The sequence below is a fragment of the Shewanella sp. S1-49-MNA-CIBAN-0167 genome (genome assembly GCF_040310145.1).
In the GTDB taxonomy this organism is placed as follows: domain Bacteria; phylum Pseudomonadota; class Gammaproteobacteria; order Enterobacterales; family Shewanellaceae; genus Shewanella; species Shewanella psychromarinicola.
The window spans coordinates 1-246 of record NZ_JBEOPO010000433.1 but is presented as its reverse complement, the minus strand read 5'-3'; the positions used below and the strand labels follow the sequence as shown (position 1 = coordinate 246).

Here is a 246-nt window from a genome sequence, read left to right as displayed (position 1 = left end):
CATTTAACTCGACCATCGCCGTGGCAGAACCACTAAAAATCACTTTAGCGGCAGAAGATAGTTGGCCTCCTTTTGCCGATGAAGTGGGTAATGGTATTTCCCATAACCTTATTAGACAGGCTTTTAAGCAAGTTGATGTTGACGTTTCTACTATTGTCGTACCCTATACTCGTGGTTTGATTATGACCGAGCGAGGTTCGGTTGATGGCGTTTTTAATGTGACAAAAGAGCAAAGCACTATTAACC

1 pseudogene is annotated in these 246 nt (G+C 42.7%); it reads left to right on the top strand.

Features of this window, described 5'->3' with window-relative positions:
• Positions 1 to 246, top strand: a pseudogene (locus AAEZ00_RS21935) (amino acid ABC transporter substrate-binding protein); the annotation flags it as partial.